Source organism: Bradyrhizobium cosmicum, from assembly GCF_007290395.2.
Classification (GTDB): domain Bacteria; phylum Pseudomonadota; class Alphaproteobacteria; order Rhizobiales; family Xanthobacteraceae; genus Bradyrhizobium; species Bradyrhizobium cosmicum.
Genome location: NZ_CP041656.2, coordinates 1178205 through 1202994 on the forward strand (window position 1 = coordinate 1178205; position 24790 = coordinate 1202994).

General features: G+C 65.4%; 26 protein-coding genes and 1 pseudogene. 24 read left to right on the plus strand and 3 right to left on the minus strand.

What is annotated here, in order from left to right; genetic code table 11:
• The first annotated feature begins 28 nt into the window (after positions 1-28).
• From FNV92_RS05425 to FNV92_RS05450, 6 genes and pseudogenes are all read left to right on the plus strand, one after another.
• Positions 29-448 carry a cytidine deaminase gene (locus tag FNV92_RS05425; protein WP_014439735.1) on the plus strand — a complete coding sequence of 140 codons (420 nt, stop codon included), beginning with the start codon at positions 29-31 and terminating at the stop codon, positions 446-448.
• Positions 445-1497 carry a Holliday junction branch migration DNA helicase RuvB gene (ruvB, locus tag FNV92_RS05430; RefSeq protein WP_168213337.1) on the plus strand — a complete coding sequence of 351 codons (1053 nt, stop codon included), beginning with the start codon at positions 445-447 and terminating at the stop codon, positions 1495-1497. Before FNV92_RS05425 ends, ruvB begins: the two co-directional genes overlap by 4 nt.
• 119 nt (positions 1498-1616) lie before the next feature.
• The gene (locus FNV92_RS05435; RefSeq protein ID WP_143841801.1) at positions 1617-2402 is read left to right on the plus strand and encodes a hypothetical protein; all 786 of its coding nucleotides are present in this window, start codon (positions 1617-1619) and stop codon (positions 2400-2402) included.
• A gap of 140 nt (positions 2403-2542) precedes the next feature.
• Positions 2543-3461, plus strand: a pseudogene (locus FNV92_RS05440) (metallophosphoesterase).
• 113 nt (positions 3462-3574) lie between these two features.
• Positions 3575-3979, plus strand: a complete 405-nt coding sequence (ybgC, locus tag FNV92_RS05445; protein WP_244623811.1) for a tol-pal system-associated acyl-CoA thioesterase — start codon at positions 3575-3577, stop codon at positions 3977-3979.
• Positions 3980-4074: 95 nt separating this feature from the next.
• Positions 4075-4542: a nuclear transport factor 2 family protein gene (locus FNV92_RS05450; protein ID WP_014439740.1), complete on the plus strand. Its 468-nt coding sequence runs from the start codon at positions 4075-4077 to the stop codon at positions 4540-4542.
• A 113-nt stretch (positions 4543-4655) separates the two neighbouring features.
• Here the strand turns inward: FNV92_RS05450 and FNV92_RS05455 are convergent, their stop codons facing one another.
• Together FNV92_RS05455 and FNV92_RS05460 are read right to left on the minus strand one after the other, a co-directional pair.
• Positions 4656-5375: a type 1 glutamine amidotransferase gene (locus FNV92_RS05455; RefSeq protein ID WP_143841799.1), complete on the minus strand. Its 720-nt coding sequence runs from the start codon at positions 5373-5375 to the stop codon at positions 4656-4658.
• A 39-nt stretch (positions 5376-5414) separates the two neighbouring features.
• Positions 5415-6341, minus strand: coding sequence for a LysR family transcriptional regulator (locus FNV92_RS05460; RefSeq protein ID WP_143841798.1), 927 nt, complete (start codon positions 6339-6341; stop codon positions 5415-5417).
• A gap of 184 nt (positions 6342-6525) precedes the next feature.
• On the opposite strand from FNV92_RS05460, the gene FNV92_RS05465 reads away from it, so the two are divergent.
• The 9 genes from FNV92_RS05465 to FNV92_RS05505 are packed head-to-tail and all read left to right on the plus strand — an operon-like array spanning position 6526 to position 15266.
• Complete coding sequence (locus tag FNV92_RS05465) at positions 6526-7449, plus strand: N-carbamoyl-D-amino-acid hydrolase (protein WP_014439743.1); 924 nt, start codon at positions 6526-6528, stop codon at positions 7447-7449.
• A gap of 30 nt (positions 7450-7479) precedes the next feature.
• A complete protein-coding gene (locus FNV92_RS05470) occupies positions 7480-8307 on the plus strand; it encodes an ABC transporter substrate-binding protein (RefSeq protein ID WP_143841797.1) in 828 nt (275 codons plus the stop codon).
• A complete protein-coding gene (locus tag FNV92_RS05475; protein ID WP_168213336.1) occupies positions 8304-9161 on the plus strand; it encodes an amino acid ABC transporter permease in 858 nt (285 codons plus the stop codon). The genes FNV92_RS05470 and FNV92_RS05475 overlap by 4 nt, the downstream gene beginning before the upstream one ends.
• Entirely contained in the window at positions 9158-9922 is a 765-nt protein-coding gene (locus FNV92_RS05480) for an amino acid ABC transporter ATP-binding protein (RefSeq protein ID WP_143841795.1), read from the plus strand. The genes FNV92_RS05475 and FNV92_RS05480 overlap by 4 nt, the downstream gene beginning before the upstream one ends.
• Positions 9923-9938: 16 nt before the next feature.
• Complete coding sequence (locus FNV92_RS05485) at positions 9939-10754, plus strand: ABC transporter substrate-binding protein (RefSeq protein ID WP_041748047.1); 816 nt, start codon at positions 9939-9941, stop codon at positions 10752-10754.
• Positions 10741-11625, plus strand: coding sequence for a polysaccharide deacetylase family protein (locus tag FNV92_RS05490; protein WP_143841793.1), 885 nt, complete (start codon positions 10741-10743; stop codon positions 11623-11625). Before FNV92_RS05485 ends, FNV92_RS05490 begins: the two co-directional genes overlap by 14 nt.
• An 8-nt stretch (positions 11626-11633) precedes the next feature.
• On the plus strand, positions 11634-12290 hold the full coding sequence (locus FNV92_RS05495; RefSeq protein WP_143841792.1) for an aspartate/glutamate racemase family protein: 657 nt from the start codon (positions 11634-11636) through the stop codon (positions 12288-12290).
• Between the two features lie 22 nt (positions 12291-12312).
• Positions 12313-13896: an ABC transporter substrate-binding protein gene (locus tag FNV92_RS05500; protein WP_143841791.1), complete on the plus strand. Its 1584-nt coding sequence runs from the start codon at positions 12313-12315 to the stop codon at positions 13894-13896.
• Positions 13893-15266, plus strand: coding sequence for an amidohydrolase family protein (locus tag FNV92_RS05505; protein WP_143841790.1), 1374 nt, complete (start codon positions 13893-13895; stop codon positions 15264-15266). The genes FNV92_RS05500 and FNV92_RS05505 overlap by 4 nt, the downstream gene beginning before the upstream one ends.
• Positions 15267-15465: 199 nt before the next feature.
• On the opposite strand, the gene FNV92_RS05510 is transcribed toward FNV92_RS05505, so the two are convergent.
• Positions 15466-16365 (minus strand): LysR substrate-binding domain-containing protein, encoded by a 900-nt coding sequence (locus tag FNV92_RS05510; RefSeq protein ID WP_014439752.1) that lies wholly within the window; start codon positions 16363-16365, stop codon positions 15466-15468.
• 272 nt (positions 16366-16637) lie between these two features.
• Here FNV92_RS05510 and FNV92_RS05515 point away from each other — a divergent pair, with 272 nt between their 5' ends.
• Genes FNV92_RS05515 through FNV92_RS05555 form a run of 9 tightly spaced genes read left to right on the plus strand, consistent with a single transcriptional unit; the run spans position 16638 to position 24772 of the window.
• Positions 16638-17672 carry an ABC transporter substrate-binding protein gene (locus FNV92_RS05515; RefSeq protein WP_014439753.1) on the plus strand — a complete coding sequence of 345 codons (1035 nt, stop codon included), beginning with the start codon at positions 16638-16640 and terminating at the stop codon, positions 17670-17672.
• A 28-nt stretch (positions 17673-17700) separates the two neighbouring features.
• Entirely contained in the window at positions 17701-18741 is a 1041-nt protein-coding gene (locus FNV92_RS05520) for an ABC transporter ATP-binding protein (protein ID WP_143841789.1), read from the plus strand.
• Entirely contained in the window at positions 18738-19613 is an 876-nt protein-coding gene (locus FNV92_RS05525) for an ABC transporter permease (RefSeq protein WP_014439755.1), read from the plus strand. The genes FNV92_RS05520 and FNV92_RS05525 overlap by 4 nt, the downstream gene beginning before the upstream one ends.
• Entirely contained in the window at positions 19610-20416 is an 807-nt protein-coding gene (locus FNV92_RS05530) for an ABC transporter permease (RefSeq protein ID WP_014439756.1), read from the plus strand. The genes FNV92_RS05525 and FNV92_RS05530 overlap by 4 nt, the downstream gene beginning before the upstream one ends.
• 8 nt (positions 20417-20424) lie before the next feature.
• Positions 20425-21561 (plus strand): NAD(P)/FAD-dependent oxidoreductase, encoded by a 1137-nt coding sequence (locus tag FNV92_RS05535; protein WP_014439757.1) that lies wholly within the window; start codon positions 20425-20427, stop codon positions 21559-21561.
• 18 nt (positions 21562-21579) lie between these two features.
• Positions 21580-21876, plus strand: a complete 297-nt coding sequence (locus tag FNV92_RS05540) for a (2Fe-2S)-binding protein (protein WP_014439758.1) — start codon at positions 21580-21582, stop codon at positions 21874-21876.
• Positions 21873-23291, plus strand: coding sequence for an FAD/NAD(P)-dependent oxidoreductase (locus FNV92_RS05545; protein ID WP_014439759.1), 1419 nt, complete (start codon positions 21873-21875; stop codon positions 23289-23291). The genes FNV92_RS05540 and FNV92_RS05545 overlap by 4 nt, the downstream gene beginning before the upstream one ends.
• Entirely contained in the window at positions 23288-24409 is a 1122-nt protein-coding gene (locus FNV92_RS05550) for an NAD(P)/FAD-dependent oxidoreductase (protein ID WP_143841788.1), read from the plus strand. Before FNV92_RS05545 ends, FNV92_RS05550 begins: the two co-directional genes overlap by 4 nt.
• A gap of 15 nt (positions 24410-24424) precedes the next feature.
• Positions 24425-24772: a RidA family protein gene (locus FNV92_RS05555; RefSeq protein ID WP_014439761.1), complete on the plus strand. Its 348-nt coding sequence runs from the start codon at positions 24425-24427 to the stop codon at positions 24770-24772.
• The last annotated feature ends 18 nt before the right edge of the window (positions 24773-24790 follow it).

Sequence of the window (24790 nt, forward strand, 5' to 3'; positions counted from 1 at the left end):
CAGACCGATCAGGGACCATATTTCGCCCATGCTGACCAAGAAGGATGAGGAACTGATTGCGGCCGCGACCAACGCGATCAGCCAGCGCTATCGCAACGACTGGCAGGAGGTGGGGGCGGCCATGCGCACCCGTGACGGCCGGATCGTGACCGGCGTCAATATCGATGCCTATATCGGCCGCAACGCAATCTGCGCCGAAGCGATTGCGATCGGGCGCGCGATTACCGAGACCGGTGACCACGGCATCGAGAGCATCGTCGCCGTGCGTCATCCGAAGCCCGGCGAGCCCGGCAACATCGCCGTCGTCTCGCCCTGCGGTACCTGCCGCGAACTGATCCATGATTACGATGCCAAGGCGAAGGTGATCGTGCCTGACGATGGCCGGGCTCCGAAGGTGGTCACGATCGGCGAACTGCTGCCGAACAAGTACCGCAGAGGCAACGAGTGAACACGCCGCCCCGCATGGTCTCGCCCGAGCGCCGCTCCGATGACGTCGGTGACACCGCGCTGCGGCCGCAGTCGCTGTCCGACTTCGTCGGCCAGCAGCAGGCGCGCAAGAACCTCTCGATCTTCATCGAGGCGGCGCGCAAGCGCGGCGAGGCGCTGGATCACGTGCTGTTCGTCGGCCCTCCGGGTCTCGGCAAGACCACGCTGGCGCAGATCGTGGCGAAGGAGCTCGGCGTCGGTTTTCGCGCCACGTCGGGCCCGGTGATTGCCAAGGCCGGCGATCTCGCGGCATTGCTCACCAATCTCGAAGAGCGCGACGTGCTCTTCATCGACGAGATCCATCGCCTCAGTCCGGCGGTGGAGGAGGTGCTGTATCCCGCGATGGAGGATTTTCAGCTCGACCTGATCATCGGCGAGGGCCCGGCGGCGCGCTCGGTGAAGATCGAGCTGTCGAAATTCACCCTCGTCGGCGCCACCACGCGCGCCGGCCTTCTCACCAATCCGTTGCGCGATCGTTTCGGCATTCCGGTGCGGCTCAACTTCTACACCATCGAAGAACTCGAAAGCATCGTCACCCGCGGCGCCCGCGTGCTCAATGTCGGAATGAGCAGCGATGGCGCCAACGAGATCGCGCGCCGCGCCCGCGGCACCCCGCGCATCGCGGGCCGTCTGCTGCGCCGCGTGCGCGATTTCGCCTCGGCCGCCGATGCCGACAAGATCGACCGCAAGATCGCCGACCACGCGCTCAGCGCACTCGAGGTTGACGCCGCGGGCCTGGATGCCATGGACCGCCGCTACCTCATGACCATCGCGATGAACTATGGCGGCGGCCCGGTCGGCGTCGAGACGATGGCGGCCGCCTTGTCCGAGCCGCGCGATGCGATCGAGGACATCATCGAGCCTTACCTGATCCAGTGCGGTTATCTGCAGCGCACCCCGCGCGGCCGCCTGCTCACCACGCATGCTTTCCGCCATCTCGGCATCGCCGAGCCCTCGCGCGATGCGGCAACCCAGTTCGGCCTTTTCGGCACGGACGAGAGCGACGACTGATCTGCGCAGTATCTGCACAATATCATCCAATTTTTGCTAGAGTGAAGGGTGATGATCCCTTCGTCGGGTGTCCCGCCGCTTGAACTGTATTGCCGTCGATTGCGAGCCAGAGGGATAGCGTGGTTGAAGATTGCTTCGGATCGAGACGCTATCGGCTCGCATGTCTCGTTCTCTCCATAACTACGGTCGGATTCCTGCTGATCGCCATCGGCATCGTGACACCTGCATACACCGACGCTACCGCTGTGGAACGGATCAGGACCGGGCAGGAGTGTGTGCCCGGTGTTCCGAACGCCAGCCCGGATCGGCGATGTAGCGATGAGGACTGGTACAGGTCTATGAATAATTTGCGTACCAGCAAGTGGGGCCTCGTCGATGCTGGCGCAGGGCTGGCTGCGTCCGGGGGGACGATGCTTGGCTTCATGTTGTGGAGCCGCAAGAAGGCCTGGAGAGAGCTGTCGACGCCTAAGAGCATTTGGATCGTCGGTCTGGCGAGCGCGGCCTGGCTGCTGCAAATCCCAGCCTACGATCTGTTGTTCATGACCGAGTTGGCGCGCGGATACTATCCGCCGTGGTCCGATTCAGTCGTGATCCCGATGTCCCAAGTTCAGGACATTCTGCTTTGGCTGTTCGTGCCTTACCTTGCGATATGGCTTGTTTTTGTGGTGGGCTCGAGGTTGCCGGCCAAGGTCTTCTCCAATGCTTCCGGTCGGCCGCTGGTCAACGCCTTCTGGACCGGCGTGACGGCTTTGCTGTTCGTGCCAGTCGCGCTGATTCTGATTGGTGCGATCCTGGACGGTCCGACGATGATTGTGCCGCTCCTGTGGGTGGTGCTGTGGCTCCTCCTCTGCGCGCGCTCTGCCGCGTTGACTCGGCACAAACCGGCTCGCTTGGCGCCCGCGTGAGCGACGACTAGTCTCCGTAAGTGCGAAGCCCTCCGTCTGTCATGAACATCCGGTAATTTCGTGCAGACGATCTGCACGAGCGCACCCAAATTCCGCTCCAATCGAGCCGCATCACGGAGGCGCATCATCAGCGAGCCTTCATGATCACGCGTCGGCATCTCATCCGTTCCATCGGCGCCCTGTCCGCGCTCGGTGTCTCGACCACGGCTTATGCCGTCGGTGTCGAGCCTGTGCTGCGGCTTCGCGTGACCCGCTATCATCCGGCCCCCGCGGCAATGGCCGTCGGATTTTCCGCTGAAGATCGCCGTCATCGCCGACGTCCATGCCTGCGATCCCTGGATGTCGCTGGAGCGGATCGAGGCCATCGTCGACCGCACCAATGCGCTGAAGGCCGACCTCATCGTGCTGCTCGGCGACTATGTCACCGCTCTTCACCAGGTCACGCGCATCATTCCGCCGCGCGAATGGGCGAGGGTGCTGGCCGGCCTCAAGGCGCCGCTCGGCGTCCATGCCGTCATGGGCAATCACGATTACTGGGACGACAGGACTGTGCAGCAGGCCGGCTACGGGCCGACCATCGCGCATCGTGCGCTGGAGGCGGCAGGCATTCCCGTCTACGAGAACGACGCCGTGCGCCTCAGCAAGGACGGCCGCCCGTTCTGGCTGGCCGGTCTTGGCGATCAGCTTGCTTTTCTGCCGGCGCGGCGGTTCCGGAATATGGTGCGCTTCGGCGCCGACGACCTCGCCGCGACGCTCGCCAAGGTCACCGACGACGCGCCGATCATCCTGCTCGCGCACGAGCCCAACATCGCGCCGCGCGTGCCCGCGCGCGTCGCGCTGCAGCTGTCCGGCCACACCCATGGCGGCCAGATCCGCTTGCTCGGCTGGTCGCCTGCCGTTCCGCCGCAGCATGGCCTCCGGCTCGCTTATGGTCATTTCCGGCTGAAATGCGACGTCATCGTCTCCGGTGGCCTCGGTTGCAGCATCATGCCGGTCCGCGTCGGCGTGCCGCCCGAGATCGTCGAGGTGACGCTGGGGCGAGGACCGGTGGTGGCGTAACCGAGCTTGCGCGACCAGCCGTTTTTGCGCAAAACGGGCCGGTTGCAAAAAGCAAAGAGGCTCGCGACGTGACAGCCCATCTCGACGGCGAGATCCGCGACGGCCGCCATCACATGCAGGTCCGCGTCTACTACGAGGACACGGATTTCTCCGGCATCGTCTATCACGCCAATTATCTGCGCTTCATGGAGCGCGGCCGTACTAATCATCTGCGGCTGATGGGCGCCGAACAGCAGGCGCTGTTCGAGCAGCCCGCGACCGAGGATGCCGGCTTCGCCTTCGTCGTCCGCTCGATGCACCTGGATTTCCTCAAGCCCGCGCGGATGGACGACGTGCTCGATGTCGTGACCTGGCCGGTCGCGGTGAAGGGCGCCTCGATCATGCTGGCGCAGGAGGTACGGCGGGCCGAGGACGTTCTGGTGAAAGCCGAGGTGCGCGTCGCCTTCATCAGCGGCGGCCGCGCCCAGCCGATCCCTAAATCGATCCGTACGCTGATGAAGGCCGATTTGATTTCCTGATCGCCCGATAAGTGATCGGCCGACGGGTGATGGCCACTCGACTCCGGCGGATGCGGCGATAGATTTGCGGCCCCGACCCAATCGATGAGGCCATCATGTCGCGTCCGCCGCTTCCGCCGTTCACCCGAGAGACCGCCGCGCAGAAGGCCCGCATGGCCGAGGACGCCTGGAATTCGCGCGACCCGGTGCGCGTCTCGCTCGCCTATACGGAGGACAGCCGCTGGCGCAATCGCTCGGAAGTGTTTCAGGGCCGCGAGGCCATCGTCGCCTTTCTCACCCGCAAATGGGAGAAGGAGCAGGAGTATCGCCTGATCAAGGATCTCTGGGCCTTCGACGGCAACCACATCGCGGTGCGCTTCCAGTACGAATGGCACGACGCCAGTGGCCAGTGGTATCGCTCCTACGGCAACGAGCAGTGGGAGTTCGACGAGCACGGCCTGATGCGGCGCCGCGAGGCCTCGATCAACGACATCATGATCGCGGAGAAGGATCGCCGGTTTCACTGGGCCGCGCCCGGGCCGCGGCCGGCGGATGTGCCGGGGCTGGGAACCGATCCGTTCTGAGTAACTCTCAATCCTCATGGTGAGGAGCCGCAAAGCGGCGTCTCGAACCATGCAGGCCTCGCTGCGGCAGCGGGGGCCTCGATCCTTCGAGACGCCCGCCTTTGGCGGGCCCTTCAGGATGAGGCGATGGATTTGCGCGCCAGGAACCGCGTGATCGCCCCGCCAAGCTTGGCGCTGTCCAGCGGCTCCGCCAGTGACTCCCGCGCGGTCGCAACCACGTCATCCGGCAGCTTGCCGTCGCGCAGCTCGCAGCACACTTGCGCGAACTCCACGTCGAATTCGGGATGGGGCTGCACCGACAGCGTCGTGCCGTTGGCGTAGAGCAGGCCGGCATGCGGGGTGAAGTCGGACGAGAGGATCGTCAGGGCGTCGTCTGGCGGCTCGATCACCTGGTCCTGATGCGATGCGGCGATCGCGACTGCTTCACCTTCAACGACGCCGTTCTCGGGCAGCACCTGATAGACGTGCCGGCCGATGCCCCAGCCCTTCTCCGACTTGCGGACCGTGCCGCCGAGCGCCTGTGCGATCAGTTGATGGCCGAAGCAGACGCCGACCATCGGTGTCTTGTTCGCATAGGCGGTGCGAACGAAATCTTCCAGCGGCGCGATCCAGTCAAGCCCGTCATAGACGCCGGCGGCGGCGCCCGTGATCAGCACGGCCTCGAGCTTGCCCGGATCGGGCAGCGCATCGCCATTCGGGATGCTGACGATTTCGACCGTGGCCGTCGGGTCCTCGGCGCGGACCATGCGTTCGAACATGTTGGGAAACGAGCCGTGCTGCTCGCGATATTTTTGCGGGACCTGCCCGGTCTCGATGATGGTGATGCGTGCCATGTGCCCTCCCGGTCAAAGGCTGCGCGCGCAGGCGCAAGCTCAGTCGATTCCTGCCCCATGTTGCTGGTGTGGCGCTGTGCGTTCCAAGAGCGCGCTGTCCTTGCGAACTTCGCTGAGAAAGGCCTTGGCCAGGCGAGACAGCGGTTCGGCTTCCGACCATAGCATATAGGCCACCGCGTGCGTGGTCGGTGTGAACGGCCGGACCACGAGACCGTTGCCGCCGTTCTGCAACGGCGAGAACGGATCGACCACCGCGGCGCCGACGCCGGCTGCCGCGAGCACGCAGGCCGTGTTGCAGTAGCGCACCTCGACCGTCGGCCGGAACGGCGCGCCGGCACGGGCAAAACTGTCGCGTACGGCTTCGCCAAGCCGCGTGCCGCGCTCGAGCCCGATGAAAGGCAGGCCCGACAGATCCGCGGCCGAGATCACGGGCTTGTCGGCGAGCGGATGCTGTGGCGGCAGCACGCAGACCATCTCGCCGGTGTGCACCACCTCGTGCGCGATGCCGGGATGATGCGTCAGCCCGAGCGCAAAGCCGAGCTCGGCGACGCGGCTGAGCACGCCTTCGATGATGCCTTCATAACGGCGAACGTCGAAGAAGACGCGTGTCTCCGGGCGTCGGCGCAGGAAGTTGGACAGGGCCGAAGGGATGATGCTGTAGGCCAGCGGCGGCGTCGCGACGATGGCGAGATGCCCGGAGCGATTCTCGCGCAGATCGCGCACACGGTTCTCCAGCTTGGCGTGCAGCGCGAAGATCGCCTCGCTCTCCTTGTACAGCGCCATCGCTTCAGCGGTCGGAAACAGCCGGTTGTTGACGCGCTCGAACAGCGCAAAGCCGGCCTGCGCCTCCATCGTCTTCAATGCATTGCTGACCGCGGGCTGCGACAGCGCCAGTTCGTCCGCCGCCGCCACCGTGGTGCGATGGCGGATGACGGCACGCAGGATCTCGAGCTGGCGCAGGTTCATATCACTGCCGATTATACTCAGGGCCGAAAGATCATAGCAGAACGAATTGATTTTGCAGCCCCGCTTCCGCGTAATGGATGCGGATTTGCGCGTCGCATCAAAGGGTTCATTCGCCCATTGAGGCAGCACTGCGCACAGATTGGAGGCAATCTTGGTTCGTGTTCTTCGTGCCGCCGCAGCTCAGATGGGGCCGACGCAAAAAGCCGATACGCGCGAGCATACGCTGAAGCGGATGCTCGACATGCTGGACGAGGCGGCCGACCGCGGCGCCAGCCTCGTGGTGTTTCCCGAACTTGCCTTCACGACGTTCTTTCCGCGCTGGCTGCTGGAGGGCGAGGAGCTCGACCAGTATTTCGAGCGCGGGATGCCGAACCCAGCCGTGATGAAGCTGTTCGATCGCGCGCGTGCGTTGCGCGTCGGGTTCTATGTCGGCTTTGCCGAGCTGACACCGGATGGTCGCCGCTACAATTGCGCCATCCTGGTCGACCGCGACGGCGAAATCCTCGGCCGCTATCGCAAGGTGCACCTGCCGGGCTCGGTCGAGCCGCGGCCGGGTGCGCGCTATCAGCAGCTCGAGAAGCGCTATTTCGACTATGGCGATCTCGGCTTTCCCGCTTTCCGCGCGGGATCGGCCTGGGCTCATGCCATCATGGGCATGATGATCTGCAACGATCGCCGCTGGCCGGAATCCTGGCGCGTGCTCGGCCTGCAGGGCGTCGAGCTCGTCTGTATCGGTTACAATTCGGCGGCCTACGATCCCAATGGCGGCGTCACCGAGGACGCTTCCTTGCGCACCTTCCACTCGACGCTGGTCACGCAGGCCAATGCCTACATGAACGCGACCTGGGCGATCTCGGTGGCGAAGGCGGGCGAGGAGGACGGCTCCGGTCTGATCGGCGGCTCCTGCATCGTCGATCCCAATGGTCGTATCGTCGCGCAGGCGCAGACGCTCACCGACGAGGTCATCGTCGCCGACATCGATCTCGACCTCTGCCGCCAGGGCAAGGACAAGATGTTCAACTTCGCCGCCCACCGGCGGCCCGAGCAGTACCGGGTGATCACCGAACGCGCCGGCGTCATCGAGCCGGCCGTTCTCGACGCGGACTGACTCTTGCACGGCGCTGGCAAAGGAGCTGACATGACACGCCTCTCGCATTTTCTTGGGCTGGCAGCATTGGCTGCCGTGACGTCCGCGCAGGCGGCCGAGCTTCCGGCGGAGATCAGGCAGGCGGGTACGTTGAAGCTCACGGTCAATTCCACCTACGCGCCGATGGAATACCGCGATCCCGCGACCAATGAACTCGTCGGGCTCGATATCGACCTCGCCAACGAACTCGCCAAGCGGCTCGGTGGCCTCAAAATCGTCTGGAGCGAGACGCCGTTCGCCGAGCTGATCCCCTCGCTTCAGACCAAGCGTGCCGATTTCATCATCTCCGGCATCTCCGATCGCGCCTCGCGGCGCGAGACTGCCGATTTCGTCGATTATCTCGCGACCGGGCCGCAGTTCTTCGTGATGGCCGACAACCAGGCGAAGGCGGCGACCGATCTCTGCGGCAGGAAGGTCGGCACCACCCGCAGCACCAGCTTCCCGGTCGAGATCGAGAAGTGGAGCAAGCAGAATTGCGAGCCGGCCGGCAAGCCCGCCATCCAGTACGTCCCGGGTGAGAATTCGATCGACGTCCGCAACCAGCTCAAGCAGGGCCGCATCGACGCGGCCGTGCAGGGCAGCGAGACGCTGTCTTATGCGCAAGCGCAGGAGCCCGGCAAATACCGCGTCGTCGGCGAGCCCTTTGCGAAAGGCTATCAAGGCATCATGTTCCGCAAGGACGACGCCGCCCTGCGTGAGGTGGTGACCGAGAAGCTCGCCGCGATGATCGCCGACGGCTCGTACAAGGCCGTCCTCGACAAATGGGGCCTCGGGGCCAACGCGGTCGCCCAGCCCATGCTGAACGCGGCGCCGCAATGAAGCCGGCTCCGGCACTCGCGGAAGGTTTCCCTGACCTGTCGGGGATGCGGATCGCGCGCGAGCCGCACTGGTTTCGCTGGCTCAGCGCGGCCCTGATCGTCATCGTGCTGGCCGCGATCGTGCGCGCCTTCGCCGGCGGCCAGATCGAATGGTCCTATGTCAGCCGCTTCCTGACCGCAAAAGTCATTATCGAGGGCATCGTCAATACCATGGTGATGGCGGTGCTGGCGATGGCGCTCGGCATCTTCCTCGGCATAGTCGTGGCGGTCATGCGGCTGTCGCCCAATCCGGTGCTGAAGACCGTCGCGGCCGGCTACACCTGGCTGTTCCGCGGCACGCCGCTGATCCTGCAACTCTTGCTGTGGTTCAATCTCGCACTGGTGTTTCCGACCATCGGGATTCCCGGCCTGTGGAGCGCGCGGGCCGTCGACGTCATGACGCCGTTCCTCGCCGCGCTGCTCGGGCTCGGCATCAACCAGGGCGCCTATACGTCGGAAGTGATGCGCGCCGGCATGCTGTCGGTCGACATCGGGCAGTACGAGGCGGCGCAGGCGATCGGCATGGGGCGGCTGCGCGCGCTGCGGCGGATCGTCCTGCCGCAGGCGATGCGCGTGGTGATCCCACCGCTCGGCAACGAGTTCATTGGCATGGTCAAGGCGACCTCGCTCGCGAGCGTGATCCAGTATCCGGAACTGCTGCACAACGCCGAGAACATCTACTACGCCAATTCCCGCGTGATCGAACTCCTGATCGTCGCCGGGCTCTGGTACCTGCTCGTGGTCTCGGTCCTGACGCCGCTCCAGATGCTGCTCGAACGCCGCTTCGCGCGCGGCACATTGCAGTTCGGCCGATGACAAAGCCGCTTGTCGCGATCCGCTCCGTCACCAAGAACTTTGGGGAGTTCCAGGCGCTCAGAAATGTGTCGCTGGACGTCTGGCCTGGCGAAGTGATGTGCCTGATCGGTGCCTCCGGCTCCGGCAAGACCACGCTGCTCCGCTGCATCAACCAGCTTGCCGCGATCGATGCCGGCGGCATCTGGCTCGACGGCGAGCTCCTCGGCGTGCGCGAGCAGGGCGGCAGGCTCCATCGGCTTAACGAGCGGGCGATCGGGCGGCAACGGTTGAAGACCGGCATGGTGTTCCAGCGCTTCAATCTGTTTCCGCACAAGACGGCGCTCGAAAACGTCACCGAAGGGCCGCTCCAGGTGCAGGGCCGCAAGTCTGACGAGGTGCGGGCCGAGGCGCTCGAGCTGCTTCGGCGCGTCGGATTGTCGGCCAAGGCCGACTCCTATCCCGCGCAGCTCTCCGGCGGCCAGCAGCAGCGCGTCGCCATTGCGCGGGCGCTCGCGATGAAGCCGATGCTGATGCTGTTCGACGAGCCGACCAGCGCGCTCGATCCTGAACTCGTCGGCGAGGTGCTCGCGGTCATGAAGGAGCTGGCGAAGAGCGGCATGACCATGATGGTGGTGACGCACGAGCTCGGCTTCGCCCGCGAGGTCGCCGATCGGGTCGTCTACATGGACCAGGGCGCGATCGTCGAGCAGGGGCGCGCGTCGGACGTGTTGGGCGCGCCGCGCGAGGAGCGCACCAAGGCATTTCTTTCGGCAGTGATCTAACAATGGGGGCGTGTTGATGAAGAGATTGTTGGTTGCGGCGGCGCTGTTTGGCGTCATGACCGTTTCGGCTGTTGCGATCGAGCTGCCGGCTGAGATCGCGAAGCGCGGCAGCATCAAGGTCGCGCTGGTGCCGAACTATCCGCCGATGGAGTTCCGCGATCCCGCCACCAACACGCTGTCCGGATTCGACATCGATCTCGGCGAGGCCATCGGCAAGAAGCTGGGTCTCAAGATCGAATGGCAGGAGACCAGCTTCGACCAGTTCATGCCGTCGATCTCGACCGGCCGTGTCGATGCGATCCTCTCCGGCTTTACCGACTATGCCAGCCGGCACGAGACCGCGACCTTCATCGACTATCTGCGGACCGGCCCGCACTTCTTCGTGCAGCAGTCGCGCGCGGCGGAGTTCAAGGACATGGCCGCATTCTGCGGCAAGAAGGTCGGCGCCAGCCGCCGTACCATGTTCCCGGCCATGATCAATGCCTGGAGCGAGAAGAGCTGCGGCAGCAATCCGGTCGTCTTCGTCGGCACCGACGGATCGGCCGATGCCCGCACCCAGCTCAAGCAGGGCCGTATCGACGCCGCCGTGCAGGGCAACGAGACGCTGCCCTACATCATGGAGCTCGAGCCCGGCGCCTACACGCCGGTCGGAACGACGATTGCGTCGCAGTTCGTCGGCATCGCCATTCCGGTCAAGGAAAAGGCACTGCAGCAGGCCATGCTGGAGGCGGTCGATGCGCTGATCGCCGACGGCACCTACAAGACCCTGCTCGCCAAGTGGAAACTGACTGACAACGCACTCGAGAAGGCGACCATCAATGCTGGACAGTAAAGCACTCCAGAGCATTCCGCTCATCCCGGCCAACACCGCAGATCCCGCGCCGGAATATCCGTGGCCGAAGCCGTACAGATCGGCGATGTTCCTGTCGTTCGACGTCGACTCGGAGAGCGCGTGGACCAGCAAGGACGCCGTACATGCGCAGCGACTGATCACCATGAGCTATGGCGGCTATGAAGCACGCGTCGGCACGCCGAAGCTGCTGGAGCTGCTCGACCAGCTCGATCTCAAGGCGACGTTCTTCGTCACGGGATGGTCGGTCGACGCGCATCCGGCGATGGCCGAGTCGATCCTCAAGGCCGGCCACGAGATCGGCCATCACGGCTATCATCATCTCTTGCCAGATCCCGGCGATCCCTGGATCGAGGAAGAGCTGGAGCGCGGATTCGAGGCGCTGAAGCGCCGGCTCGGCGTCAGGCCGACCGGCTATCGTGCGCCGTACGGTGAGTTCACGGAAGAGCTGCGGGTCGCGCTGGTACGGCACGGCATTGTTTACACATCCTCCTTCCGCGACGACGTGCGTCCCTATCGCCATCGCCTCGCCGATGGCAAGCCGGGCACGATCGAGCTGCCGGTGACCGCGAGCTATGACGACTGGATGCACGGCCTCTCCGCGCGCTTCAGCCCGCGCTCGATCTTCCCGAAGGAGCACGTGCTGTCGATCTGGAAGGACGAGCTCGACGAGACCAGAGACTGGGGCGCGTTGGTCACGACCGTGCTGCATCCGCAATGCAGCGGCCGCCCGATGCGGCTGCGCCTGCTGCGCGAGTTCCTGACCTACGCCAAGTCGTGCCCGGACGTGTGGATCACGACCGGCGAGAAGATCGCGGAGAACTTCCTGCGCCACGAGGCGGCCAACCGTTGAGCCATGCCATGAGCCATCGCCGTATCCTCGTCATCAACCCCAACTCGTCGGCGTCGGTGACGGCGGCAATCGACGAGGCAGTCGCACCGCTGCGCATCGCCGGCGGTCCGGACATCGAGGTGGTCGGACTTGCCGAGGGGCCGCCAGGCATCAGCTCGCAGCGCGATGCCGACAGCGTGGTGATGCCGCTGGTCAATCGCGTCACGCGTGACGATGCGGATGCCTTCGTGCTCGCCTGCTTCAGCGATCCCGGCCTGCATGCGGTGCGCGAGGCCGCTGGCGGACGCCCGGTGCTGGGCATCGCCGAATGCGGCATCTTTCGCGCGCTGATGCTCGGCGAGCGCTTTGGCGTCATCGCGTTGTCGCCCTCCAGCATCCGCCGCCAGCAGCGCATGGCGCGGGTGCTGGGTGTCGACAGCCGCTACGCCGGGAGCTGGTCGGTCGGCGCAAGCGCGGCGGAGACGGCGGGTGCCGATATCCGCGGACGATTGATCGAGGCCGGCCGCGCGCTCGTCACCCAATGCCGCGCCGACGTCGTGGTGATGGGCTGTGCCGGCATGGCCTCGCACCGCGCGGCGATTGCGGACGCCATCGGCGTGCCCGTGATCGAGCCTGCGCAGCAGGCGGTCGCGGCCGCGATCGGCGCCGTCTTGTTGAACATCTAAGATCCTTCAGGAGCCTCTTGTCATGCCTATCTCCCGCCGCTCGCTCCTCAAGGCTGCCGCCGCAGTGCCGGCGCTGTCGCTGCCGGGCGTCGTCCGTGCTGAATCGCAATCCACACTGCGCTTCATTCCCGTCATCGATCTCGCATTCGTCGATCCCATCTATTCGACCGCTCAGGTGTCGCGAAACCACGGTTTCATGGTTTGCGACACGCTCTACGGCATGAGCTCCTCGCTCCAGGTCTCGCCGCAGATGCTGTCGGGCCACGCCATCTCCGGTGACATGCTGCAATGGGACCTCAGCTTGCGCGATGGCCTGTTCTGGCACGATGGCGAACGTGTGCTGGCGCGCGACTGCGTCGCCAGCATCCGACGTTGGGCGGCGCGCGACGGTTTTGGCGGCGAGCTGATGGATGCGACCGCGGAGCTCTCGGCTGCGGACGACCGCACCATCCGTTTCCGTCTCAAGCGTCCGTTCCCGCTGCTGCCGCAGGCGCTCGGCAAGGCCGCGATCAATCCATGTTTCATGATGCCGGAGCGGCTGGCGAGCCAGGACCCGTTCAAGCCGCTCACTGAGGTGATCGGCAGCGGCCCGTTCCGCTATCTCGCAGACGAGCGCGTGCAGGGCGCCCGTAACGCCTATGCCAGGTTCGACCGCTACCAGCCGCGCACCGACGGCAAGCCGGATTGGACCGCGGGGCCGAAGATCGTACACTACGATCGCGTGGTCTGGACCACGACACCTGACGCCGGCACCGGCGTCGCCGCGCTCCAGACCGGCGAGCAGGACTGGCAGGAAACGACGCCGCACGATCTGTTGCCGATCGTCAAGGCCGCCGGCGACATCGAGACGCGGATCCTCGATCCCCGCGGCTACGCCTGCATGCTGCGGCTCAATCATCTGCAGCCGCCGTTTGACAATCCCGCCATCCGCCGCGCGCTGCTCGGTGCCATCGACCAGTCCGCGTTCATGACAGCGGTGGCGGGCACCGATCCGGCTTTCCAGGTCTCGCCGATCGGCTATTTCGCCCCGGGGACGCCGATGGCGAGCGACATCGGTCTCGACGTGTTCCGCGGGCCGCGCAACTACGACAAGGTCAAGGCTGACCTCAAGGCCGCCGGCTACAATGGCGAGAAGATCGTGCTCCTCGTCCCCACCAACTCGCTGGCGCAAAAGCCGCTCGGCGAGATCGCCGTCGACAGCCTGCGCAAGGCCGGCATGAACGTCGAATATGCCGGGCTCGATTTCGCCGTCGTGCTGCAGCGCCAGCTCAAGAAGGACCCGATCGGGCAGGGCGGCTGGAGCGCCGCGGTCGGCAACTGGCAGGGCATCGACTGGCTCAACCCGGCCGGCAACACCAACATCCGTGGCGAAGGCAAGGTCGCCGGCTGGTATGCGAGCGAGAGGATGGGACCCTTGCGCAGCCAGTGGCTGGCGGCCTCCGAGCTCGCCGAGCAGCAGCGCATCTGCCGCGAGATCCAGGCGGTGGCGTTCGAGGAAATCCCCTATATTCCGATCGGCCTGTACAAGCAGCCGACCGCCTATCGCAAAGCCATCACCGGCATTCTCGACGGCGCCGCCGTCTTCTGGAACGTACGCCCCGCATGAGCACCATCGCAATCTTCGGCAGCTATGTGCTGTCACGGAAGGACGGCGCGCAGGATGTGCTGCGCGACCATTGGGTTCTGGTCGAAGGCAAGAAGATTGTCGCAGTTACGCGCGACAAGCCGAGCGCCGACGAGGTCTACGACCGTCCCGGCCGCTTCGTGCTGCCGGGCCTGTTGAACCTGCACAATCACTGCTTCTCTGAAGCGGTGGCGCGCAGCCACAGCGAGGACGGCAACGGCCGCAAGAACAACCAGAGCATCGTCTATACGGTGCTGCTGCCCCTCACGAAGCGCGGCGCCGAGATCTTGTCGGCGGAAGAGCGAATGGCGGTCGCGCGGCTTGGCATCCTTCAACTCCTCAAGGGCGGCGCCACCACCGTGATGGAGCCGTTCCGCAATTCGATCCCGGAGATGTTCGATGCCGCCGAGGAGATGGGCATCCGCTTCTACGGCGCGCCTTATCTGTTCTCGACGTCCGACGCCAAGGCCGGCCCCGATGGTGTCGTTCAGTATTCCGGCGATGACGGTACCGCCGACATGGCGACGTGGGACGCGCTCTATCAACGCTGGAACAATCGCGGCGACGGCCGCATCGGCCTTGCGATGAGCCCGCACGCGACCGACACCTGCGGCCCCGACCTGCTGAGGGCTTGTGCGACGCGGGCACGCGAACTCGGCGTTCCCATCACCACGCACATGGCGCAGAGCCGCGCCGAGGTCGAGACCATCGGCAAGCGCTATGGCGACCGCACCCCAGCGCAATATCTGGACTGGCTCGGCCTGCTCGCCCACGATCTGATGGCGGCGCATTGCATATTCAGCAGCGATGACGATCTCAAGCTGATGGCGGCGCGCGGCATGACCGTGCTGAATTGCCCCCGCGTGTTCGCGCGCGCCGGCGTCACTGCCGCCTTCAGCCGCTTCGCCGAGCACGGTGTCCGCACCGTAGTCGGCACCGACGGCTACAACATGGATTTGCTCGGCGAGCTCAATGCCGCCTCGCTGATCTCCAAGATCACGTCGCAGCGCGCCGATGTCGCTAACTCGCCCGAATTGATCGAGGCGAACACGGCTGTTGCCGCCGACGTGATCAAGCGGCCGGACCTCGGCCGCATCGAGCCGGGCGCGACGGCTGACCTGACCGTCGTCGATCTCGCTCATCCACATCTGCAGCCGCTGTTCGATCCGCGCCGCGCGCTGATCGCGCTCGCCAACCGCGCCAATATCGATCAGGTCATGGTCGATGGCCGCATGCTGATCGACGCCGGGCGCTATCTCGGCGCCGACGAAGCGGCGATTACCGCAGCCGGCACCGCGGCGATCGGCAAGATCTGGGACCTGCCGGAGGCGCAGGCCGCGTTCAACGGCTGAGCGTCTGTGGGGTGCTTGATCGTTATCACGAAAAAGGTGCGCTCCCTCTCCCGCTTGCGGGAGAGGGCAGGGGAGAGGGTCTCTCCACATAGGACACTCCGTGTGTGGAGAGAGCCCCCACCCGGCGCTTCGCGCCGACCTCCCCCGCAAGCGGGAGAGGTTGCAGCCAGCTTGTGGCTGCACCCTTTCAACTCAAGCCCTAATCTTCAAATTCAACAAGCGCCTTGCGCATGGTCTCGACCAGATCCAGCGCCACAGGCGAGGGGCTGCGCTGCGCAGGGAATACCGCGGAGAATTCGAAGTCGATGCGCGGCAGGAAGCGGCGCACGACGACGCCGCGGGTGGAAAATTCCTGCGCGGTGAAGGGATCGCAGATCGCGACGCCCAGCCCCGATGACACCATGCCGCACATGATCTCCGACAGCGCGGTCTCGACCCGCAGCACGCGGCGGACATCGTGACGATGGAAGATCTGGTCGACGAGGTGCCGGCTCGAAGATCCCGCCGACAGCGAGATAAAGGTCTCGCCTTCGAAATCGCGCGGCTCCAGAACTTCCTTTTCCGTGAGCCGATGGCCTGTGGGCAGCACCGCGACGCGCGCGGGCGCCGGCAGCTTCTGGCTCGGCAGGCCGGAATGCGCGATCGGCACCTCGGCAAAACCGACGTCGCACTGATTGTTCAGCACCCAGTCGACCACGATGGGCGAGATCACGCCGAAGAAAGCGAGGTTCAGGTTGGGACGCTCTTTCAAAAAATGCCCGGTGAGCCGCGGCAGATAGCCGTTCGACAGCGCCGGAAGGGCGGCAATTCGCAGCGAGCCGGTGCGGCGGCCGCGGATTTCTTCGGCCGCCGCGGTGATGCGTTCGAGGCCGACGAAGGAGCGCTCCACTTCAGTATAGAGCGCCATTGCTGCTGCGGTCGGCACGAGGCCGGTGCCGCGCCGCTCGAACAGCTCCATCTTCAACAGCGCCTGGAGGTCGCGCAGCAGCCGGCTGACCGCCGGCTGCGTCACGGTCATCAACGCGGCCGCCTCGGTGACGCTGCCGGTGAGCATCGTTGCCCGGAAGGCTTCCACCTGTCGCGAATTGATCCGGGCCATCCTGATTTCCATTCATAACATTTCAGCATGCAGAGGGTGCCATTATTCATTGGACGATGGAAGTATAGGTTTGCGATCTTTTTCATCAGGACTGGAGACAGCCCGCTTTTTCGGCAGATTGGAGGGGTTCAAACCTCCAGATCGCGCCAAAGCCCGCCGAACAAGGGCCCGAGCCCTGTCCGGAGAGGTTTTGCGCGGAAGGGAATGCGGAAGGCGCCTCAGTCGGAGATTTGTCGGCACGTCACCTCATTCCGGTATGGAGATCGGACCACATGAAGACTCTTCGCCTTCTGACAGCGGTCAGCATCGCGGCGCTCGCCGCCGGCATTTCGGCCGCCTCGGCTCAGCAGAAAACGCTTTATGTCGCCGGCTACGGCGGCTCGTTCGAGAAGACCATCCGGGACGAGGTGATCCCGACCTTCGAGAAGGAGAATGGGGTCAAGGTCGAATACGTCGCCGGCAACTCCACCGACACGCTGGCAAAGCTCCAGGCGCAGAAGGGAAACCAGCAGATCGACGTCGCGATCGTCGATGACGGCCCAATGTATCAGGCGATCCAGCTCGGCTTCTGCGGCAAGCTCGACGGCCTGCCGGCCGATCTGTACGACACCGCCCGCTTCAAGGACGATCGTGCCGTCGCGATCGGCATCGTCGCCACCGGGCTGATGTACAACACCAAGGTGTTTGCCGAGAAAGGCTGGGCGCCGCCAACCTCGTGGAATGACCTGAAGGACACGAAATACGCCAAGCAGCTCGTGATCCCGCCGATCAACAACACCTATGGCCTGGAAGCGCTGGTGATGCTGTCGAAGATGAACGGCGGCGGCGAGACCAATGTCGATTCCGGCTTCAAGATCTTCAAGGAGCAGATCAATCCGAACGTGCTCGCCTACGAGCCGTCGCCGGGCAAGATGACCGAGCTGTTCCAGTCCGGCCAGGCCGTGATCGCGGTGTGGGGCACCGGCCGCGTGCAGAGCTTCGCCAACACCGGCTTCCCCGTCGACTTCGTCTATCCGAAGGAGGGCGCGGCGACGCTGCTGACGACGGCGTGTCCGATCACCAAGCCGAACGCCTCCCCGCTGGCGTCCAGCTTCGTCAAGATGCTGCTCGATCCCAAGATCCAGCTCGTGATGCTGAAGGAATACGGCTACGGCCCGGTGCTGAAATCGCTGGTGGTGCCGCCGGAGTTCGGCAAGATGGCGCCGATCGGCGAGCGCGCGGCAAAGCTCTATAATCCGGACTGGACCGTCATCAACGAGAAGCGCGAGGAGTGGACCAAGCGCTGGAATCGCGAAGTCGAGCGTTGATCTGATCGTTCGTAGCGGAGACAGCGTCATGGCCTATCTCGAGCTCGATCGGGTCGCCAAGCAGTTCGGCGCGCAGACCGTGGTCGACGACTTCAGCCTGTCGGTGGGGAAGGGGGAGTTCATCTCCTTTCTCGGCCCGTCGGGTTGCGGCAAGACCACGACGCTGCAGATGATCGCGGGCTTCCTCGACCCCACGCGCGGCGCGATCCGCCTGGAGGGCAAGGATCTGGCCGCGATCCATCCGGCCAAGCGCGGGCTCGGCATCGTGTTCCAGAGCTACGCGCTGTTTCCGCACATGACTGCGGCGGAAAACGTCGCCTTTGGTCTGGAGATGCGCAAGGTGACGCGCAGTGAGCGGGCCGAACGTGTTCGCGCCGCGCTCGCGATGGTCGGGCTCGCCGGCTACGAGGACCGCCATCCGCGTCGCATGTCCGGCGGCCAGCAGCAGCGCGTGGCACTGGCCCGTGCGCTGGTGATCAAGCCGAGCGTGCTGCTGCTCGACGAGCCGCTGTCCAACCTCGACGCCAAGCTGCGCGAGGAGATGCAGATCGAACTGCGCCAGATCCAGCGCACCATCGGTACCACCACGATTCTCGTCACCCACGACCAGAACGAGGCGATGTCGCTGTCCGACCGCATCGTGGTGATGAGCCAGGGCAAGATCGAGCAGATCGGCACGCCGCAGGAGACCTATGAGCGGCCGGCTTCGGCGTTCGTCTCGCAGTTCCTGGGCAAGACCAACGATTTTGCCGCGACGATCGATCGGACCGCCGCGCAAGCGCGGGTGACGGCGGGCTCCTGGAGCGCGCCGGCGCCGGCTGGTCTCAGCGGCCCCGTGACCGTCAGCATTCGACCCGAGCGGATCGGCTTTGGCGATACCGGTCTCAGCGCCAGGATCGTCACACGCATCTTCCAGGGCAATCACTGGCTGTTCCAGTGCGAGAGCGAATGCGGCCCGGCGATCGTGATCCGGCAGAATGACGGCGAGAAGCAGCCGGCCGAAGGCGAGGCCGTTCGTCTTGCCTGGCGTCCGGAGGACATGAGCGTGCGCGGCGGAGCTTCCGCATGAGCACGGCCGCCGACGAGCGCAACGCACGTGCGCCCTGGGCGCTGACGGCGCCGGCCCTGGTGCTGTTCGTCGGCGTGCTGATGATTCCGCTGGCGATGACGGTGATGTTGTCGTTCCACGACTGGGGCCAATACAAGGGCATCGAGCCGGTCTTCATCCTCAAGAACTGGCACGAGATCGCGACCGATCCCTATTACGCCGAGATGTTTTGGCGGACGTTTCGCATCGCGATCCTGACCACGCTGCTCACCGCATTGCTCGGCGCACCCGAGGCCTACATTCTCAACCGCATGGACGGCCGCTGGAAGAGTATTTTCCTGCTGGTCATTCTCGGGCCGCTGCTGATCTCCGTGGTGGCGCGCACGCTCGGCTGGGCGCTGCTGTTCGGCGGCAACAACGGCCTCGTCAACAAGCTGCTGATGTCGGCAGGCGTGATCCGCTCGCCGATTCCCTTCATGTTCACCGAGACCGGCATGGTCATCGCACTCGCGCATGTCATGATGCCGTTCATGGTGTTGTCGGTGTGGGCGGCGCTGCAGCGGCTCGACCCACAGATCGAGAATGCCGCGATGTCACTCGGCGCCGGCCCGATCACCACGATCCGCCGCATCATCATGCCGCAGATCATGCCGGGCGTGCTGTCGGGCGCGATCATCGTGTTTTCGCTCTCGGCCAGCGCGTTTGCGACGCCCGCGATCATCGGCGGCCGCCGGCTCAAGGTCGCGGCGACGCTTGCCTATGACGAATTCCTCAACACGCTGAACTGGCCGCTCGGTGCCGCGGTCGCGACGCTGTTGCTGGTCGCGCTGGTGCTGATCGTCGTCGGCAGCAACGCGCTGATCGAGCGCCGCTATGCCGAGGTGTTCCGATGAGACGGAACGGCCCGCTGGCGCTGATCTTCCACACCATCTTCGTCATCGTGATGGTGGCGCCGATCCTGGTGGTCTGCCTCGTCGCCTTCACGCCCGAGGGCTTCCTCTCGCTGCCGACCAACGGCTTCTCGCTGCGCTGGTTCAGGGCGATCGGCAACTATCCCGAATTCATCCACGCCTTCTGGGTCAGCCTTGGTCTCGGCGCGCTGTCGTCTTTCGTGGCGCTGCTGTTTGCGGTGCCCGCCGCGCTCGCGATCGCGCGCTATCGTTTCCGCGGCCGCGACGCGCTCGCCGCGCTGTTCCTGTCGCCGCTGATGATCCCGCATGTCGTGCTCGGCATTGCCTTCCTGCGTTTCTTCACCTCGGCTGGCCTTGGCGGCAGTTTTGCCGCGCTGATCATCGCGCATGTCATCATCGTGTTCCCGTTCGCGCTACGGCTGACGCTGGCGGCCGCAACGGGCATGGACCGCACGGTCGAGATGGCGGCTGTCTCGCTCGGCGCCGGCGGCTGGACGCTGTTCCGCCGCGTGACGCTGCCGCTGATCCTGCCCGGCGTCATCAGCGGCTGGGCGCTCGCCTTCATCCAGTCCTTCGACGATCTCACCATGACCGTCTTCCTTGCTGCACCGGGGACCGAAACGTTGCCCGTGCGCATGTTCCTTTATATCCAGGACAACATCGATCCGCTGGTGACGTCGGTCTCGGCCTGCGTGATCGCGATCACCATGACCGCCCTCATTCTGCTCGACCGCTTCTACGGGCTCGACCGTGTGCTCGCCGGCAAGGGCGATACGGGACGATAGGAGAATCTATGCGAACGGATTACGACGTCGCCGTCGTCGGCGGCGGACTGCTCGGCTCCGCCATTGCCTGGGGCCTCGGACGGCTCGGCAAGCGCGTCGCCGTGCTCGACGAAGGCGACATCACCAAGCGTGCCTCGCGTGCGAATTTCGCGCTGGTCTGGGTCCAGAGCAAAGGGCTCGGCATGCCCGCCTACACGGTCTGGACCGTGCACGCATCACAAGCGTGGGGCCGGCTCGCCTTGGAGCTGAAGCAGCAGACCGGGCTGGACGTCGCCCTCCAGCAGAATGGCGGCTTTCATCTGACGCTCGGCGACGACGAATTCGGCCAGCGCACCGAGTTGGTCAAGCGCATGCATAACCAGACTGGCGCGGCCGACTACAAGATGGAGATGCTGTCCGCATCCGAGGTGAAGAAGTCGCTGCCGCTGATCGGGCCGGAGGTCTCCGGCGGCAGCTATTGCCCGCTCGACGGCCACGTCAATTCGCTGCGGACGTTCCGCGCCTTCCACACCGGCTTTAGGGCGTTCGGCATCGACTATTTCCCGGAGCGCCCGGTCTCGGCGATCAGCAAGAGCGGCGGCGAATTCCGCCTGGCCACGCCGAAGGGCGAGCTCCGCGCCGCCAAGATCGTGCTGGCTGCCGGCAATGCCAACCAGACGCTGGCGCCGATGGTGGGTCTTTATGCGCCGATGGGGCCGACCCGCGGCCAGATCGTGGTGACCGAACGCACCATGCCGTTCCTGCCGCATCCGCTGACGACGATTCGTCAGACCGACGAGGGCACGGTGATGATCGGCGACAGCAAGGAGGACGAGCTCGACGACCGCGCGCTGAAGCACTCGATCAGCGCCGTGATGACCGATCGCGCCCAGCGCATGTTCCCGCATCTGTCGCGGCTCAACGTGGTCAGGAGCTGGGCCGGCATCCGTGTCATGCCGCAGGATGGCTTTCCGATCTACGACCAGTCGGAGACGCATCCCGGTGCCTTCGTCGCCTGCTGCCATTCCGGCGTGACGCTCGCCTCCAACCACGCCTTCGAGATCGCGCGCATGGTCGCGCAGGGCGCGCTCGAGCCCGAGCTGGTCGGTGCGTTTTCCGCCAGCCGCTTTGGCGGCGCGGGCGCGGCGAACAACAGCGGCTACTAGAGATATTGAAGGAGCAAGATGTTCAAACGATCCGAACAGGACAAGCGGCCACAGGTGCAGATCTTCGTCGACGGCGTTGCCGTCGCGGCGCGTCAGGGCGACACCGTCTCCGCCGCGCTGCTGGCCTCCAGTCAAGACGTGCGCCGGTCGACTGCCGTCAGCGGTGCGCCACGGCTGCCCTATTGCATGATGGGCGTCTGCTTCGACTGCCTCGTCACCATCGACGGCGTCGGCAACCGGCAGGGCTGTCTCATCCCCGTCGCCGAGGGCATGCAGATCGAGATCCAGAAGGGCAAGCGGGAGATCGGAAAATGACCATGGCTCCCAAGCGCGAAGACTACGACGTGGTGGTGATCGGAGCCGGGCCCGCGGGCCTTGCTGCCGCGGCGACATCCGCCGAGGCCGGCCTGTCGACGCTGCTGCTCGATGAAAACATCGGTCCGGGCGGCCAGGTGTTTCGCGCCATCGCCTCGACGCCCGTGACCGACCGCAACCAGCTCGGCGCCGACTACTGGGTCGGCGCGGAGCTCGTGCAGTCGCTGCGCGCGAGCAATGCCGAGGTCATTCATCGTGCCACCGTCTGGAGCCTCGACCGCAATCTCGACATCGCTGTCTCCGTCGGCGGCGCCTCGGCCTTCGTCAAGGCCAAGCGCGTGATCCTGGCCACCGGCGCGCTGGAGCGGCCGTTTCCGATCCCCGGCTGGACGCTGCCCGGCGTGATGACCGCAGGCGCCGCGCAGACCATGCTGAAATCGTCGGCGCTGGTGCCTGACGGGCGCACCGTGATCGCAGGGCAGGGGCCGCTGCTCTGGCTGCTCGCCGCGCAGATTCTGCGGCTTGGCGGCCGGATCGACCGCATCCTCGACACCACCGAGCGCGGCAATTATTTCGCCGCGCTGCCTCACGCCTTCGCCTTCCTGACCTCGCCCTATTTCAGCAAGGGCTTGTCGATGATGCGCGAAGTGAAGGCAAAGGTGCAGGTCGTCTCCGGCGTCACCGAGCTCTCAGCAGCCGGTGACGGTCAGCTTGCGAACGTGAGCTATGTCGCGGGCGGCAAGCGCGAGACTATCCCTGCCGATCTCCTGTTGCTGCATCAGGGCGTCGTGCCCAACGTCAATCTCGCGATGTCGGCCGGCGTCGAGCATCGCTGGGATGACTTGCAACTGTGCTGGTCGCCGGTCCTCGATGGAAGCGGCAATTCATCGGTCGCGGGCATTGCGATCGCCGGTGACGGTGCCGGCATCGGCGGAGCCAACGCCGCGGTGGTCCGGGGCCGCATCGCGGCGCGCGCGGCGGTGGAAGCATTGGCGCCGGCGGCGGCTTCGAAACTCGCGCCAATGGCTACGCTGCGCGCCGATCTTGCCAAGGCTGAACGCGGCCGCGTCTTTCTCGATACGCTGTTCCGCCCGGCGCCGCAGTTCCGCATTCCCTCGGGCGATACCATCGTCTGCCGCTGCGAGGAGGTCACCGCAAAGGACGTTCTCGATTCCGTCGCGATCGGCGCGACCGGGCCGAACCAGCTCAAGGCCTATCGCCGCACCGGCATGGGCCCGTGCCAAGGTCGGCTCTGCGGCCTCACCGTCACCGAGTTGATGGCGCAGGCGCGCGGGAAGACCCCGCAGGAGATCGGATATTACCGGCTGCGCGCGCCGGTCAAGCCGATCACGCTGGCCGAGCTTGCCGCCGTTCCGAAGAGCGAGGCCGACGTCAAGGCGGTGGTGCGCGGATGACGACAAACGTGGATGCAATCGTCGTCGGTGGCGGCATCCACGGATGCTCGACCGCGCTGCATCTCTGCCTCGCCGGCCTGAAGCCGGTGCTGATCGAGAAGGACTATGCAGGGCGCCATGCCTCCGGCGTCAATGCCGGCGGCGTGCGCCAGCTTGCGCGGCACATCCCCGAAATCCCGCTCTCGATCCGCTCGATGGGGATCTGGGAAAAGATCACCGATCTGCTCGATGACGATTGCAGCTTTGAGAGCTACGGTCAGGTCCTGGTCGCCGAGAACGAGGAGGAGCTTGCGGTCTGCCGCGCGCGTGTCGCCGAGCTGAATGCCCTCGGCTTCACCCATGAAGAACTGATCGACGCGGCGGAGTTGCGGCGCCTCGTGCCGGCGGTGGCCGACACCTGCCCCGGCGGCGTGGTCTCGCGGCGCGATGGCGCGGCCAATCCGGCGCAGGCGACGACTGCGTTCCGGCGCAAGGCCGAGCAGCTCGGCACGACCGTGCGCGAGGGTGTCGCGGCGAGCAACATCCGCTACAGCGACGGCCTCTGGTCTGTCGATGTCGGCTCGGACACCTACGCCGCGCCGGTGCTCGTCAACGCCGCCGGCGCCTGGGCCGGCAAGATCGCGGCCGCGCTCGGCGAGCCGGTCCCGGTCGAGACCGTGGCGCCGATGCTGATGATCACCTCGCGCGTGCCGCACTTCATCGACCCCGTCGTGATCCTGCGCGGCCGAAAGCTCTCCTTCAAGCAGTTCAAGAACGGCACCGTGCTGATCGGCGGCGGCCATCTGGCAACGCCTTATCAGGACCGCAACGAGACGGTGCTGGACTGGAAGAGCCTCGCCATCAGCGCGGGCACGGTGTTCGAGCTGTTCCCGGTGATGCGCGATGCGACGATCATGCGCGCCTGGGCCGGCATCGAGGCGAAGATGAAGGACGACATTCCCGTGTTCGGACCGAGTTCACGCCACAAGGGCCTCTATCATCAGTTCGGCTTCTCGCTGCACGGTTTTCAGCTCGGCCCCGGTGCCGGCGCTGTCATGGCGGAGCTGATCGTCAACGGCGGCACCCAGACCCGCATCGGCGAGCTCGGCATCGACCGCTTCCATCCCACGACGCTCTAGCAATACGAGGACATCATGAGCATCATCCGCAGCATCCGCACGCCCATCATGCACCGCGCCGTCGAAGCCAACGGCTTCGTCTTCGTCGGCGGCACCATCGCCGACGACACCTCGGTCTCGATGGGCGACCAGACCCGCAATATCCTCGGCAAGGTCGCCGGTTATCTGAAGGAGGCGGGCACCGACAAGAGCCGCGTCGTCAGCACCTCGATCTTCGTCACCGATCTCTCGAAGAAGAAGGAGATGGACGCGGCCTGGACCGAGTTCTTCGGCGACGATCTGCCGACCCGCGCCACCGTCGGCGTCGCCGATCTCGGCGGCGGCGCGTTGATCGAAGTAGTGGTGACCGCGTTCAAGGGCTGATCGCGCAGGCGGAGAGGG

What these genes read in the sequence shown, in the direction of transcription:
- FNV92_RS05425 (WP_014439735.1), top strand. Translation starts at nt 29, where the DNA reads ATGCTGACCAAGAAGGATGAGGAACTGATTGCGGCCGCGACCAACGCG.
- ybgC (WP_244623811.1), top strand. Translation starts at nt 3,575, where the DNA reads ATGCAGGTCCGCGTCTACTACGAGGACACGGATTTCTCCGGCATCGTC.
- FNV92_RS05450 (WP_014439740.1), top strand. Translation starts at nt 4,075, where the DNA reads ATGTCGCGTCCGCCGCTTCCGCCGTTCACCCGAGAGACCGCCGCGCAG.
- FNV92_RS05455 (WP_143841799.1), bottom strand. Translation starts at nt 5,375, where the DNA reads ATGGCACGCATCACCATCATCGAGACCGGGCAGGTCCCGCAAAAATAT.
- FNV92_RS05460 (WP_143841798.1), bottom strand. Translation starts at nt 6,341, where the DNA reads ATGAACCTGCGCCAGCTCGAGATCCTGCGTGCCGTCATCCGCCATCGC.
- FNV92_RS05465 (WP_014439743.1), top strand. Translation starts at nt 6,526, where the DNA reads ATGGGGCCGACGCAAAAAGCCGATACGCGCGAGCATACGCTGAAGCGG.
- FNV92_RS05470 (WP_143841797.1), top strand. Translation starts at nt 7,480, where the DNA reads ATGACACGCCTCTCGCATTTTCTTGGGCTGGCAGCATTGGCTGCCGTG.
- FNV92_RS05475 (WP_168213336.1), top strand. Translation starts at nt 8,304, where the DNA reads ATGAAGCCGGCTCCGGCACTCGCGGAAGGTTTCCCTGACCTGTCGGGG.
- FNV92_RS05480 (WP_143841795.1), top strand. Translation starts at nt 9,158, where the DNA reads ATGACAAAGCCGCTTGTCGCGATCCGCTCCGTCACCAAGAACTTTGGG.
- FNV92_RS05485 (WP_041748047.1), top strand. Translation starts at nt 9,939, where the DNA reads ATGAAGAGATTGTTGGTTGCGGCGGCGCTGTTTGGCGTCATGACCGTT.
- FNV92_RS05490 (WP_143841793.1), top strand. Translation starts at nt 10,741, where the DNA reads ATGCTGGACAGTAAAGCACTCCAGAGCATTCCGCTCATCCCGGCCAAC.
- FNV92_RS05495 (WP_143841792.1), top strand. Translation starts at nt 11,634, where the DNA reads ATGAGCCATCGCCGTATCCTCGTCATCAACCCCAACTCGTCGGCGTCG.
- FNV92_RS05500 (WP_143841791.1), top strand. Translation starts at nt 12,313, where the DNA reads ATGCCTATCTCCCGCCGCTCGCTCCTCAAGGCTGCCGCCGCAGTGCCG.
- FNV92_RS05505 (WP_143841790.1), top strand. Translation starts at nt 13,893, where the DNA reads ATGAGCACCATCGCAATCTTCGGCAGCTATGTGCTGTCACGGAAGGAC.
- FNV92_RS05510 (WP_014439752.1), bottom strand. Translation starts at nt 16,365, where the DNA reads ATGGCCCGGATCAATTCGCGACAGGTGGAAGCCTTCCGGGCAACGATG.
- FNV92_RS05515 (WP_014439753.1), top strand. Translation starts at nt 16,638, where the DNA reads ATGAAGACTCTTCGCCTTCTGACAGCGGTCAGCATCGCGGCGCTCGCC.
- FNV92_RS05520 (WP_143841789.1), top strand. Translation starts at nt 17,701, where the DNA reads ATGGCCTATCTCGAGCTCGATCGGGTCGCCAAGCAGTTCGGCGCGCAG.
- FNV92_RS05525 (WP_014439755.1), top strand. Translation starts at nt 18,738, where the DNA reads ATGAGCACGGCCGCCGACGAGCGCAACGCACGTGCGCCCTGGGCGCTG.
- FNV92_RS05530 (WP_014439756.1), top strand. Translation starts at nt 19,610, where the DNA reads ATGAGACGGAACGGCCCGCTGGCGCTGATCTTCCACACCATCTTCGTC.
- FNV92_RS05535 (WP_014439757.1), top strand. Translation starts at nt 20,425, where the DNA reads ATGCGAACGGATTACGACGTCGCCGTCGTCGGCGGCGGACTGCTCGGC.
- FNV92_RS05540 (WP_014439758.1), top strand. Translation starts at nt 21,580, where the DNA reads ATGTTCAAACGATCCGAACAGGACAAGCGGCCACAGGTGCAGATCTTC.
- FNV92_RS05545 (WP_014439759.1), top strand. Translation starts at nt 21,873, where the DNA reads ATGACCATGGCTCCCAAGCGCGAAGACTACGACGTGGTGGTGATCGGA.
- FNV92_RS05550 (WP_143841788.1), top strand. Translation starts at nt 23,288, where the DNA reads ATGACGACAAACGTGGATGCAATCGTCGTCGGTGGCGGCATCCACGGA.
- FNV92_RS05555 (WP_014439761.1), top strand. Translation starts at nt 24,425, where the DNA reads ATGAGCATCATCCGCAGCATCCGCACGCCCATCATGCACCGCGCCGTC.